The 12,866-nt window shown below is 51.6% G+C and carries 8 protein-coding genes; 4 read left to right on the top strand and 4 right to left on the bottom strand.

The genetic code is table 11. The features are described 5' to 3' along the window. Positions 1 to 201 precede the first annotated feature (201 nt). Positions 202 to 489 carry a glutaredoxin family protein gene (locus tag QEH59_RS14340; protein ID WP_308986067.1) on the bottom strand — a complete coding sequence of 96 codons (288 nt, stop codon included), beginning with the start codon at positions 487 to 489 and terminating at the stop codon, positions 202 to 204. A 126-nt stretch (positions 490 to 615) separates the two neighbouring features. Here QEH59_RS14340 and uvrA point away from each other — a divergent pair, with 126 nt between their 5' ends. Then, positions 616 to 3,477 carry an excinuclease ABC subunit UvrA gene (gene uvrA / locus QEH59_RS14335; RefSeq protein WP_308986066.1) on the top strand — a complete coding sequence of 954 codons (2,862 nt, stop codon included), beginning with the start codon at positions 616 to 618 and terminating at the stop codon, positions 3,475 to 3,477. A gap of 146 nt (positions 3,478 to 3,623) precedes the next feature. On the opposite strand, the gene QEH59_RS14330 is transcribed toward uvrA, so the two are convergent. Genes QEH59_RS14330 through QEH59_RS14320 form a run of 3 tightly spaced genes read right to left on the bottom strand, consistent with a single transcriptional unit; the run spans position 3,624 to position 7,750 of the window. Next, a complete protein-coding gene (locus QEH59_RS14330) occupies positions 3,624 to 5,120 on the bottom strand; it encodes a mannitol dehydrogenase family protein (RefSeq protein WP_308986065.1) in 1,497 nt (498 codons plus the stop codon). Positions 5,121 to 5,140: 20 nt separating this feature from the next. After that, positions 5,141 to 6,856 (bottom strand): purine-cytosine permease family protein, encoded by a 1,716-nt coding sequence (locus QEH59_RS14325; RefSeq protein ID WP_308986064.1) that lies wholly within the window; start codon positions 6,854 to 6,856, stop codon positions 5,141 to 5,143. A gap of 6 nt (positions 6,857 to 6,862) precedes the next feature. Then, entirely contained in the window at positions 6,863 to 7,750 is an 888-nt protein-coding gene (locus tag QEH59_RS14320; protein WP_308986063.1) for a carbohydrate kinase family protein, read from the bottom strand. 135 nt (positions 7,751 to 7,885) lie between these two features. Between QEH59_RS14320 and QEH59_RS14315 the strand changes: the two genes are divergently transcribed. The 3 genes from QEH59_RS14315 to QEH59_RS14305 all read left to right on the top strand — a co-directional run bounded on the left by QEH59_RS14315 (position 7,886) and on the right by QEH59_RS14305 (position 12,752). Next, positions 7,886 to 9,001 carry a substrate-binding domain-containing protein gene (locus QEH59_RS14315; protein WP_308986062.1) on the top strand — a complete coding sequence of 372 codons (1,116 nt, stop codon included), beginning with the start codon at positions 7,886 to 7,888 and terminating at the stop codon, positions 8,999 to 9,001. A 133-nt stretch (positions 9,002 to 9,134) separates the two neighbouring features. Then, positions 9,135 to 9,692, top strand: a complete 558-nt coding sequence (locus tag QEH59_RS14310) for a flavoprotein (protein ID WP_308986061.1) — start codon at positions 9,135 to 9,137, stop codon at positions 9,690 to 9,692. A gap of 162 nt (positions 9,693 to 9,854) precedes the next feature. Further along, entirely contained in the window at positions 9,855 to 12,752 is a 2,898-nt protein-coding gene (locus QEH59_RS14305) for an SUMF1/EgtB/PvdO family nonheme iron enzyme (RefSeq protein WP_308986060.1), read from the top strand. The last annotated feature ends 114 nt before the right edge of the window (positions 12,753 to 12,866 follow it).

Below are 12,866 nucleotides of genomic sequence, written 5' to 3'. Positions count from 1 at the left end.
ATATATCTTTTGTAACCTCGGTTCTCGGAACCGGGGCGATGTCAATCGCTCCCCGAAACAAAGTTTCGAGGCTACGCTAAGGCCAAGCTTATAGAGCATAGGTTCTCATCCAACATTGGCCGTTCCCTGAATTTGATGTGCTATCCTCGGTTTTGAACCGGGGCGCGTGAGCCGGCTGAGACTGTGCGACCGACTTAGACTTTAGTTTTCGTCGTCGCTAATGCCGAGTTTCTGCCGAATTTCTGGAAATTCATTTAATTCGGCCAAAAATTCGTCGACGTCGAAGTCGGCCACCATGAAGTCTTCGTACTCGAAGGTGGGCGTCTTTGTCTGCCCGCTCAAGACAACCATCGCATCCATGTCCTTGGCGTTCGCATTGACATCACGTACGTCTAGCTCGACACCTTGAGAGTTGAAGAAAGACAGGGCTTCACGGCACCAAGGGCAACCGGATTTGATGTAGAGGATAGGGAGGGTATTTTTGCTCATAATTTAGATAGAATAGTAGGCTATGTGGTACTTCTGACAACGCAAATTCGTCTATTGGAAACTTTATACGTAGTGGGCTTGCAGCGAGCCTTGAACTACTCTATAAGCGGCACTTCCGATTAATTCATGAGTTCTCAAGATGTACCCGCCAAGCCGATTTCTGCGGCTGATTCGATATCCGTCAAGGGTGCCCGCGAGCACAACCTGAAAGAGGTCAACGTCGATATCCCGCGTAACCAATTCGTAGTCATCACAGGTGTGAGCGGCTCCGGGAAGTCCTCGCTTGCGTTTGATACGATTTATGCCGAAGGCTATCGTAAATATATCGATAGTCTCTCGACCAAAGCAAGAATGGTGCTGGAGCAGATTCCGCGGCCCGATGTGGATTATATTCAGGGGCTCTCTCCGGTAATAGCGCTGGAGCAACGCACTGGCGGCGGTGGCAATCCACGCAGCACGGTGGCCACTGTGACTGAGATTGCTGATTTCGCCCGAGTGCTATGGGCGGTTTGCGGCACTCCATATTGTCCCAAGGACGGTGGCATTATTGAGCGGCGCTCGATGGATGATTGCCTCACACGTATCTATGCCGAAGCGGAGGGGAGTCGCCTGATGATTCTGGCTCCGTGGATGACGGCTAAACCCGCGATTTTACGTGAGGAACTGCCGCGTTTACAGCAGCGTGGCTTTCAGCGTGTGCGGCTCAACGGTGTCATTCGCCGCTTGGATGAAAATGATTTGATTGAATCCAGAGCCTCTTCAATTACGGTTGAAATTGTGGTGGATCGGATTGTGCTCAAGGCCGATCAACGCAGCCGTATCGCAGATTCACTGGACTTGGCCTTTAGCGAGGGGGAAGATCGTGCAATCGTCATGGTGCAGGAAGACCCAGGTTGGCGCGAAATTCCTCTGAGCAATCGTTTAGCCTGTGTAAATTGTGGAGATGTTTATGAGGGTATTTCTCCACGACACTTTTCTTGGAACCACGCTGAAGGGGCTTGCCCCGAGTGTGGAGGGCTTGGTGAGACCTTGCAGTTTCAGCCAGAACTAATTGTGCCGGATTCTAAGATTAGCGTTAAAAAAGGTGCGATCAAACCTTGGCGTCTGGGCTCCAAGCAAATGATCATTCGGCACAATGCGTTGCTGAAGCAACTGGCCGAGCAATTGCCCTTTGATCCCAATCTGCCGTGGGAGGAACTGGAGCCTGATATACGTCGGCAAATTATTCATGGAGCTGGCCAGCGACTGTTTAGTTTTAAGCTGAAGGGGGGGCATTCCAAGCCAGAGTCGATGCCCTTTGAGGGCGTCCTTGCCGATCTGGAGAATATACGGCTCAATACTAGCAGTGAGGGGCTGCGCGCTCGTTTGATGGCTTATCAAACCAGTAGTCAGTGCGCCGCCTGTGGCGGTCGTCGCCTGCGTCAATCCAGTTTAAATGTGCTGATTGAAGGTCGCTCGATTACCGATCTGCTGGCGATGTCACTACAAGAGGCGCAGCGCTTTGTGGAGGCCATACACACTCAAGCGAATTATGCGGCGGTGAGTGATGCGGTGCGTGGCCTGAGTTCCCGGCTTTCATTTTTGAATGAGGTGGGACTCAGCTATCTAACGCTTAATCGTCCATACGCTACGCTCAGCGGGGGCGAGGCGCAGCGCGTGCGTTTAGCCACCCAATTGGGCATGTCATTGGTGGGTGTGGTGTATCTCTTAGATGAACCGAGTATTGGTCTGCATCCATTGGATAATCGACGTTTGATACAAACACTCACCGCTTTACGGGAGCGGGGGAATTCAGTGGTGGTGGTCGAGCACGATGGGGAAACCATGCTTGCGGCTGACCATTTAATCGAATTGGGCCCGGGAGCCGGCATCGAAGGAGGGGAGCTGATTTATCAGGGCAGCCCCACCGACTCCTTTCAAGATACGCGTAGTCGCTCCGGCATGTTTTTGAGCGGAGCGCTGCGCGTTGAAAAAAATGCGCCGACGTTACGGCCTCGGTCGGATTGGCTCAAAATTGAGGGGGCTTGTGAAAACAATCTAAAGCAGGTCGACGTTAAATTTCCGGTGGGGCTCCTATCAGTCGTCTGCGGAATGTCTGGATCGGGCAAGAGTACATTGGTGAATGACATTCTCGCCAAGGCAGCTGCCTTTCAGTTGAATCGTGCGAAGACCATTCCTGGTAAGCATACGCAGATCACGGGCTTGGACCACTTTTTGTCTGTGATCCAAGTGGATCAATCACCGATCGGCCGCAGCCCGCGCTCCAACCCCGCGACTTTTACCAAGCTTTTCGATCAGTTACGTGATTTATTTGCCAAGTGCTCGCTGGCAAAAATACGTGGTTATAAGCGCAATCGCTTTTCCTTCAACGTGAGTGGCGGGCGCTGCGAGCGTTGTAAGGGCGATGGCATGATCAAACTTGATATGCAGTTTATGGCGGACGTTTACAGCGAGTGTCCCAGTTGCAATGGCCGTCGCTATAATCGAGAAACGCTTGATGTCCGGTTTAAGGGCTACAGCATCGCTGATGTCTTAGAGATGAGCGTGAGTGAAGCGCTTCAAATATTTGGAAAGCAGCCACGTATTGCTGAAAAGTTGCAAACTTTAGCGGATGTTGGTTTAGGTTATGTTCAATTGGGGCAGCCGGCAACAACACTCTCTGGCGGAGAGGCGCAGCGTATTAAGTTGTCCTTGGAGTTAAGCAAACGTCAGCAGGGCCAAACGCTTTACATTTTAGATGAGCCGACGACTGGATTGCATTGGATCGATGTGCAGCGTTTGATGGATTTGCTTTTCAAGCTGCGCGATGCAGGTAATACCATTCTCATTATCGAGCACGACCTCGACGTTATTCGTATGGCTGATTGGATCGTCGAGTTGGGCCCGGAAGGCGGCGAAGCTGGCGGCGAAATACTCTTTCAAGCCGAAGGCGATGCATTTTTTAAAGGTGATCGCACGCCGACGCAAAGCGTCATGAACCTGTCATAAAAATTAAGTGGAGCTGTTTTTGGTCGCTTTGCTTCACAGAACCGGGGAGATGGCTATCGCCCCCGAAACTGAGTTCGAGGCACCTTTCGGACTGTCTACGAGATCCTGTATTCTTAGAATTGGTCCGTGGCTTGAGCACATTGCCGTTATTGACGCCCGAATAATACCGCCTGCATGTGTTGTGCGATTCTTGGATTCTCGTAGAGCGCTTGCACCATACTGGTGTAGGTTTTGGCGAAAGTTTTATCACGCGCAAGGTCGCCAAAGACTGCTTTGACCTTAAGAAATGAGAGTGGTGTGCCGGGTGTGCCGGTGGCCGCTTTGTGTAACTCTGTCTTCATTTCGTCAATGATCTCAAGTGGTTCACCCTTTTGGTTGGTTCCTTTGTCACTGTAGTAGCACCAGGCTGCGATGACCAAGGTGGCATATTCAATGCTGCCACCACTTGCCAGATTTTCTTTGATGGTGGCGATTAGAAATTTGGGTAATTTGGAAGAACTTTCCAAGCAGATGCGTGCGAGGTTGTCTTTGATATTCGGATTGCCGAAACGCTCGATCAGACAGTCTTTGTAATTATCGAGGTCGATGCCTGCGACCGGGTCCAATACGGGGGTGGCTTCGAAATCCATGAAGCGTCTTAAATAGGTGGCAAAGAGTGTATCGGCGATACATCCGTCAATCGTGTGATGGCCGTGCAGCGAGCCAAGAAGTCCTAGTACTGAGTGGCCCGCATTTAACAGGCGAAGTTTCATGGTTTCATAAGGGCTGACATCGGGCACAAATTGTGCTCCGACACTTTCCCAATTCGGACGGCCGTTGCTGAAGTTGTCTTCGATCACCCATTGAATGAAAGGCTCGCAGGTGACGGGCCATTCATCTTTCAGACCCAGTTCAGTGTCGAGGTATTGGATATCTGCCGGGGTGGTGACTGGGGTGATGCGATCGACCATGGCATTGGGGAAGCGCACCTCGCTGGCAATCCATTCTGCTAGCTCGGCATCCTGTTGTCGAGCAAAGGCCAGTAGTACCTTACGTGCCATGTCGCCATTGTGTTGAATGTTGTCACAGGATTGAATGGTGAATGCGGGCAGCCCTGCCGCACGCCGTTGTTTTAACGCAGCGGTTAGAAAACCGAATGCGGTTTGTGGGTGATTGGGGTTGGCTAGATCATGCTTGACGCCAGGATTCTTAAAGTCGAATTCCCCTGTGGCGGGATTAAAATTGTAGCCGCCTTCAGTAATGGTGAGGGAAACGATTTTTGTACTGGCCTGAGCCATTCGATCGATCACCGGGAGTGGGTCGTCGCAGCCGAGCATGAAATCAATTATGGAGCCGATGATGCGATTTTCTATGCTGCCATCCGGATGTTTGACGATTAGGGTGTACAGATAATCTTGCTTGGCGAGGATATCGCCAATCTTGCGGTCGGCATCCCGCAGGCCAACGCCACAGATGCCCCATTCATTGGCATCTGTTTCATTCATTAAGCAGTCCGTATAGTAGGCCTGGTGCGAGCGATGAAATCCGCCGACGCCAATGTGAATGATGCCGGCTTTGACCTGGCTACGGTCGTAGGTGGGACAGGCTAGTTTATCAGCTAGTTGTGGTAAGTTTTTTTGCTTGAGTGCAATGGAGTCTTTCATGGATGGATGGGGTTGAGGATTTATTTTAGCAGTGCTTTCTTGCGGCGAAGGGCCCAATAGGCGGCTCCGAAGTAAATGATGGTGCAGATGAATGCGTAGCGATAAAAGAGTGCTCGATTGACATCGTAGGTGTCGATGTCGGGGCTGCGAAACATGGTGATCGCTGCGAGTGCCAGAGTGATGACTAGGCTGATGCGGGATGCGAAGTGTAGAATTTTTGTGAACTTGGACTGGTCCTGAATCGGGCTGGGTTCATTCGCTGCCTGAGAGCTCTGATAGGTTTTGATCGCTTTGTTTTGGGCTTGGTCGGCAGCGATTTCCTGCGGATATTTTTCGGCGGCTCCATACTTTTTGGCGAGGCAGGTGTAGAGGATAATGGTGAAGAGCCAGGTGGGGATAAATAGGTAGTAGAAGGACATGATATCCAGTGCATTGAGACCGAAACCAAAGATGAGGCCCGCGATCCAGGAGCTGACCGCTGGTGTACTGTGTGTCAGTTGACGATAGGTTAACCAGTAGCGTGTGAAGCCGATGCGTGGAAAGATGACGTGTTCGGTAAATACGACTGCGCCAACAGGGACCACGAGTAGCCCTGCATAGGTGAGTAGTGGTAGCATCTTAGTGAAAACGAATGGGAAACATGCCACGATGACTGTGACGATTCCCACAGCCAGAGTGGTTTTTTTACGGGAGTGTTTATGAAAGATTGCCTGTGCGGCCAGACCCGCACGATATAAATTGGCATTGGCGGTGGTCCAGCCGGCGACAATGACGATTACGAAGCCGGACATGCCGAGTGCATGATAGGCGACATCACCAGGATCCAGGGCTGCAATCGAGGATTTGACCATCACTGCCGTCCCCGCTCCCATGATGCCTGCGGATATCCACGCGATATAGTGTCCAAAGAGCATGCCGGAACTGGTGCAGAGTCCGTAAACTCTTTTCTTGGCGTAGCGTAGCAGTGCCATATCAATTAGACCAAAGTGGGTGATGGTATTGGCGGCCCAGGCGAATCCGATCACTTCCCATAGGCCGATGCCCGGTTCTCCGAATACGTTGACACCAGTCCAGATGGACTGGTCACCAATGGTGATGAAGTCGTTCCAGCCCTTTAGGGTGGTATAGCCGAGCACGGATTCAGTGAGGCTCGGCATCATGACTAGCGCGCCACTGGCAAACATCACGAATAGCCAAGGGCCGCATAGACCGGAGAATTCGGAAACTGCATTGAATCCGTACATCGCCACAAAGACCACGATGATGCCGACCGCCAAGACTATGGCGACGAAGGCAGCGCTATTGGGATACCAGTTTAGTTGAGCGGGTATATTGAATAAAAAACGTACCGCAGTGGAGGACACTGTGATCATCGCTGCCGAAATCACGGTGAATATGATGACATTGGCCCAGTTATACAGCTTAGTCATCGAATCGCCCGCGATTTTATGTAGATAGGTGTAGAGACTCAGACGCGTTTCGACCGCAATCGGTGTGGTGATTAGTGTCCAGCTCAGTATGGCTAGGATATTACCAATCAACAGGCCGATTAGAATATCCATCGTTTTTGCGCCCAGGGCCACAAAAGTGGCTCCAATAACAAACTCAGTGGCGGCAACGTGTTCACCGGCGTACAGGCCTAGAAAGTGTTTCCAGCCGTGGAGTTTATGCTCGGGAATGGGGAGTTGTTCTGCACTGACACGACTCAGTGCATCGACTTGGGGTTGCTGGCTCATTGGGGCTTATTTACTTAGGGTGAATTGTTGGGGAAGTATGGGGGTTGCGCCAGTTTGAGAGCAGACGAAGGAGGCGACTTGATTTGCAAAAATATTGATGCGATTTAATGGCCATTGATGTAGTAGACCCATGCAGATGGCGGCCGTAAATGAGTCACCTGCGCCCACAGAATCGATCATGTCGACCGGGTGGCATGGGGTTTCATGCATCGTTTCGGCTGTGAGCAGTTGACTGCCCTTGGAGCCGCGGGTGTAAACCAATAGGCGCAAGTCAAAACGTGCTTGTAATTGTTGGAGTTGTTCGATCTCAGGGCCGTTTAAATTAAAATAGCCAGCCAATATGTCGAGCTCCTCGTCGCTTAACTTCAGGATGTTGGCTATCTGCAGTGAGCGTTCGATGAGCTGCTTGGAGTGAAAGGATTGACGTAGGTTGACGTCGAAGATTTTGAGTGATTGCTCAGGCATTCCCTCAATAAAGGCTTGAATGGTTTCACGGCTGGCGGTGGAGCGTTGCGCTAAAGAGCCAAAGCTTACAGCATCCAAATTTTGCGCCAGCTGTTTGAGCTCGGCGGTCAGTGTTAAGTGGTCCCATGCGGCATCCATTACTATTTCATAGTTGGGTTTGCCTTCGGTGTCGAAGGTTACTTTTGCCTGTCCGGTCGGATATTTTTCATTGGTGATGAGGTAGTCTGTGGCCACGCCACTCTGGGCGAGTTCTGTGCGCATGCGCTGGCCCATTGCATCGTGGCCGATACAGCTGATTGGATAGGCTTGTGCGCCGATCTGACCGCAGTGCCATGCGAAGTTTGCCGGAGCTCCGCCAATACGAGCCCGATGGGGGAACACATCCCAGAGTAACTCTCCGATGCCAGCGACGATAAATTTTTTATTCATAGGGGAAATTTTTGAGGTGAGACGATGCGGTGGCAGCACCGCGTAGATGACTAGCCTGTTGGATTGCTTGTTGTTGTAAATAAAGTAAATTACATTTGACGCTATTTGTTATTACATTTTAATTACATTTTTATTATGAATGTTTCCAAGCCAAAGTATTTACAAGTGTATGATGCGATTAAGTATCAGATTAGGAATCAGACGTATCAGGTTGGGGAGTTATTGCCGGCGGAGGCTGAGCTTTGTGCCGTGTACAAGACGTCCCGACCGACGATTGCGAAGGCCTTGAACTTATTGAGCAACGAGAAGATTGTGCATCGCAAGGCCGGTTTTGGGACTCAGGTCTTGCCCCCGCAGATTTCGGCTTTAAAGGTCGGGCTGTTGATACCGCAGTTGACGCAAACCGAGATTTTTGAACCTATTTGTTCAAGTATTACAGAGTGTGCACATGAGTCTGGAATGCACATCGTGCGTCCGCCTGAATTGGGGCGGGCTGTGGATTTTCAAAAAATGGCTGAATCTTTGATGAATCAGTTCATCAGTATGAAAGTCGACGGCGTCTTTTTTACGCCGGTTGAGTATATTCAGAATCACGAAGATTTTAATTTGCGGATTATCGATCGTCTGGGGCGGGCGGGAATATCAGTGGTTTTATTGGATCGCGATGTATATCCATGGCCACGGCAGACTCCTTATGATCTGGTTGGGATTGATAACATTGAGGCGGGATTTATGGTTGCGGGGCATTTGATTGGCAACGGCTGTCGTCGCATCGGATTTGTTTCAGAGGCCAATCCTGCCATGACTGTGCAGTTACGGCAGATTGGTGTACGGGAAGCCTTGATACAAAATGGTTTTCGCGCACGGGATTTGGTGAATGTCAGCTTTGATGCCGCAGACCCGAAGGAGACGGTGGACGCCTTGCAGCAGGGAGATGTGGATGGAGTTGTTTGTGCGAACGATGCCACGGCGGCGCGTCTGCTGCGGGTATTGGTGGACCATGGCATTCGCATTCCCAGTCAGATGCAGGTATGTGGTTTTGACGATGTGAAATACGCCTCACTCTTAACGGTGCCGCTGACCAGTTATCAGCAGCCCTGCGGCGATATCGGGAAAGTGGCGGTGAACACCATGATTACGCGCATCCAGCACCCCGACCGGCCTGCACATCGGATCACTCTTAAGGGGCGTTTGATTCCTCGCAACTCGTCGCTTCATCCTGATCGGGTGGGGGCTGCTGTAGTGCTTTAGTATGCTTGAAGTCTGGAGTTTGGCGCTTGTTTGGCGCTTGTATGTGGGTGCATGTGCTAATTTGCGGTTAATGTAGTTGCCTTGAGTCTTGTTTATCTTGGCTTTCGCTTTCATTTTAGCCCTAGTGACAGACATGACTACCAATCTAAAAGGCCGTACCATTCTCCTTGGGATTACTGGTTCGATCGCAGCATTTAAAGCTGCAGATATCACCAGTCGCCTCACTGAGGCAGGCGCGGACGTATTTCCGATCATGACGGCGGGCGCGTGCAATTTTATTCAGCCGATGACATTGCAAACCCTCTCCCGTAATCCAGTTGCGGTGGATCTATGGGACGAAGGAGCTGGCTGGCAGCCCGGGCATATTGAGCTGGCGGATCGAGCTGATTTATTATTGGTCGCCCCGGCCACTGCCCATTGTATTGCGCAGTTTGCCCAGGGGTTGGCGCCTGATTTGTTGACTTCGATACACCTCGCCACACCAGCGCCTCTGATGATCGCGCCTGCGATGAATGGTAAAATGTTGGCGCATCCGGCGACCCAGGCCAATATCAATACCCTGCGTGAACGTGGCTGTCACTTTATCGAGCCTCAAAGCGGAATGTTGGCCTGTGGCTATGAGGGGCAGGGCAAGCTTGCATCTGTTGAAGTGATTATTAGATCTGTTACCAGCTTCTTTCAGCAGGGCTAGTTGTTCTACCAGATGGCGCACGAAGAGACCCCACCGGAAAGTGTTATTGCTGCTCAGAAACGTGAGCAGTTAAGAAATCGCGTACTGAAGACGGGAGAAAGTTTCGGGAATTATCGTGTGGTGAAATGTATGTGTGCCGGCTTATTGGCGCATTACTATCACATGCAGCATATTCGTGATCTGCACGATGTGACGGTCGGTATTTTTCATCATCGCACCGAAGGGAATGAGAAATTTTTCAAGCGCTTAGAGGTCTTGCAGCAGCGGATCGCGACCTTTGATCATGAGGTGATCCCCAAGGTGCGGGATTGTACTAAGATCGATGACCGTTACTGTGTTTTTTTAGATCCGGTGCAGGGGCAGACGCTGAGTCAATATTTTGAGGCGAATGGAACGCCGGGGCGCCAAGGCATCGGAGCGAAGGCCGTGATTCGGATCATCGCTCAAATGCTTGGAGCCTTGGGCTATGCACACTCTCAGGGAGTGGATCACCGCGATCTGGATTCTGATTTAATTTATATTCAGGAAGATGGCAGTGTGCGGTTTTTAGGGCTGGGGGTCAAAGAGGCGCTCGGGGTGGAGCTGTTTGAATCGATTGTGTCTGCATCGGTGTCGCCCTTGGTATCCAGTAAAACACTTGGTCGCTTAAACTCCTTCGATGTCATGAGTCCAGAGTATCGTTCGGGAGTTTCGGAAGATGCGCGTGTCGATGTCTATGCTGTGGGCTATATTGGGTATTGGCTTTTGACGGGCCGTAAACCTCAGATGGCGAAGTACGAACCACCCACTAAGATAGTTGATGATATTTCGCCCAACTGGAATGAGTTCTTTGAGAAGTGCTTTGAGCGTAATCAAAATCAGCGCTATCAATCCTGTAAGGTCGCTTTATTAGGACTGAAGGGGACTGATGATGAGCCACAGTCGGAGGGTGGGGGCTTTATTCAGCGTCAAATTGACCGTATCCCGGTGCCTCGAAAAATAGTTGAGCGTGGTGAGATGGCGACACGCATTTACCGGCTGTTTCTTATCGGTTTGGTCGGTGTGACCATGACGGCGATCTGTGCCTCATTCTTAAGCGTAAGCTATACCGGAGAGATTGATTATCATCGTGAAGTGGCGCAATTGGCAGCTGCAGGCGATCGTGTCGATTTGGAGCTGCAAGTGCAGCCGTCCGTTGCGAAAGTCGAGTTGATTGGCTATTCTCAACGATTTGTGATCACACAGGGGGCGGTGAATCTGAAGGTGCAGCCCGGTGATTATAAGTTACGTGTTTCGGCACCGCATCATGTTGATGAAATTGTGCGGGTTCGCATTGCCAAAGGCGATGGGCCGGCACAGCAGCTTGAAATCGAGCTCAAGCCTGCGTGGACTGATATTGCGATTCACACCGAGCCCGGCGCATCGATCTCAGTTGTGGACGAGCGGGATATGCAGGTTGAGTTAGGAATCGCCAATGAGAGTGGTACCTTTTCACTCAATAAGGGTATTTTTGCCGGCACGTATCAGGTGCTGGTGGAGAAACCGGGCTACCAGCGGAAGGTTTTGGAGAATCAGTCGATCGAGTTTGGTACCGTTTCGGAGATTGATGCCCCGCTGATCCCCTTGCCGGGCACAGTGCTGGTTGAGACTGAGCCCGCAGGAGCCACGATTACGATCAACGATATTGAGCTGGGCCAAACACCCCTGTCGCTAAGAGACGTGATTCCAGGTGATCAATATCTAGTGGTGGCTCGATTGGCTGGCTACCGTCCGTTGGGACGTCGGATCGAGGTGAAGCCCGGTGCCGAGCTACGACTTGATCTGGGGAAATTGGTCCCCTTGTCGGGAGCGCTTCACGTTTCGGTCCAGCTTGTTGGTGCGGGGGCACCGCCGCTGTCTGACTTGTATGCTGATTTGGAGGTCTTGGTCGATGAGCGCAGCTATGCCTGGGGTGATCCTGCGCTGGAGTCGGTGCCCGCCGGTGAGCGACGGGTTCAATTGCAGCATCCGCTCTACATTTCGCAAGAGTATACCGTGGGTATTGAAGATCGCGGCAGTTCTCAGGTAGAGGTGATCATGCATCCCCGGCCCGCGCGGGTGGCATTAGATATTCCTGGGCAACTGGAAGCAGAGGTGCGCATCGATGGTAATGTAGTGCCGCTGATCGCTGGTGGAATTCAGATTCCGGCCAACCAGGAAGTGGAGTTTGAGTTACGAATTCGGAATTACCTGACCATGCTGCGGGTCTTTGACTTGGGGCCCAATGAAAGTTTGGTCTGGGCTGTTGAACCGATGCCGATTCCTGGTCCGACGCCCGAGCACAGCTGGACGGTCCCCTATTTGGGTATTTCATTTGCTTGGGTGCCCGCGGGGCAATTTCAGATGGGGAGCCCGCTATTTGAGCATGCGCGTTTACCCAACGAAGGCCCACAAACCCCTGTCCGATTTACCGAAGGTTACTGGGCGGGTGTCTATGAAGTGACACAGGCGCAGTTTGCAGAGATCATGGGGCGCAATCCGTCGAAATTCCTCGGCGGGAGTCGCCCTGTGGAAAACGTGTCTTGGCAGGAGGCGCGGGATTTTTGTGATTTACTCACAGATTTTGAGCGCGATGCCGGGCGCTTGCCGGAGGGCTATGTGTATCGGTTGCCCAGTGAAGCGGAATGGGAGTATGCCGCTCGGGCAGGGAGCATCACACCATTTAGTTTTGGCGATGAGGCGGATGCATCGCTGGGGCATTTTCGAGGCGTCTATCCACGTGATCGTCAAGATGGGCTACGTGCTCCTACCGGATATGGCACATCCACTGTGGGGCGCTACCAAGCTAATGCTTTCGGCCTTTATGATGTACATGGCAATGTTCGAGAGTGGACGCTGGACCGTTACAATGGGCGTCTGGATGGTGATTCGCTGGTGAATCCCGAGCCTCGTCGAGAGGGCAAGCGCATTACCGTTCGTGGTGGCGGTTGGGAGGATTCAGCTGCGCGCGTACGGTCGTCGGTCCGCGACGAAGTGAGTCCGAATGTGACAAGTAATGCGCTGGGATTTCGCGTGGTGTTAGCGCCTGTTGTATCATTTTAAAGCTAAATATATCACTGCGTCGCGTCCGAAGTCTCAAATTAAATGTAGGGAACGTTCAATGTTGAATACTACTAATACCACTTCTAAGAATATATGATCTATAAGCTTGGCCTT

The sequence above is a fragment of the Thalassobacterium sedimentorum genome (assembly GCF_031127905.1).
In the GTDB taxonomy this organism is placed as follows: domain Bacteria; phylum Verrucomicrobiota; class Verrucomicrobiia; order Opitutales; family Coraliomargaritaceae; genus Thalassobacterium; species Thalassobacterium sedimentorum.
The sequence above is the reverse complement of the archived record's forward strand: the minus strand, read 5'-3'. Positions and strand labels throughout refer to the sequence as shown.

Bases quoted from the DNA above. Each gene is read 5' to 3' on its own strand.
- QEH59_RS14340 (WP_308986067.1), bottom strand. From the start codon at position 489: ATGAGCAAAAATACCCTCCCTATCCTCTACATCAAATCCGGTTGCCCT.
- uvrA (WP_308986066.1), top strand. From the start codon at position 616: ATGAGTTCTCAAGATGTACCCGCCAAGCCGATTTCTGCGGCTGATTCG.
- QEH59_RS14330 (WP_308986065.1), bottom strand. From the start codon at position 5,120: ATGAAAGACTCCATTGCACTCAAGCAAAAAAACTTACCACAACTAGCT.
- QEH59_RS14325 (WP_308986064.1), bottom strand. From the start codon at position 6,856: ATGAGCCAGCAACCCCAAGTCGATGCACTGAGTCGTGTCAGTGCAGAA.
- QEH59_RS14320 (WP_308986063.1), bottom strand. From the start codon at position 7,750: ATGAATAAAAAATTTATCGTCGCTGGCATCGGAGAGTTACTCTGGGAT.
- QEH59_RS14315 (WP_308986062.1), top strand. From the start codon at position 7,886: ATGAATGTTTCCAAGCCAAAGTATTTACAAGTGTATGATGCGATTAAG.
- QEH59_RS14310 (WP_308986061.1), top strand. From the start codon at position 9,135: ATGACTACCAATCTAAAAGGCCGTACCATTCTCCTTGGGATTACTGGT.
- QEH59_RS14305 (WP_308986060.1), top strand. From the start codon at position 9,855: ATGCAGCATATTCGTGATCTGCACGATGTGACGGTCGGTATTTTTCAT.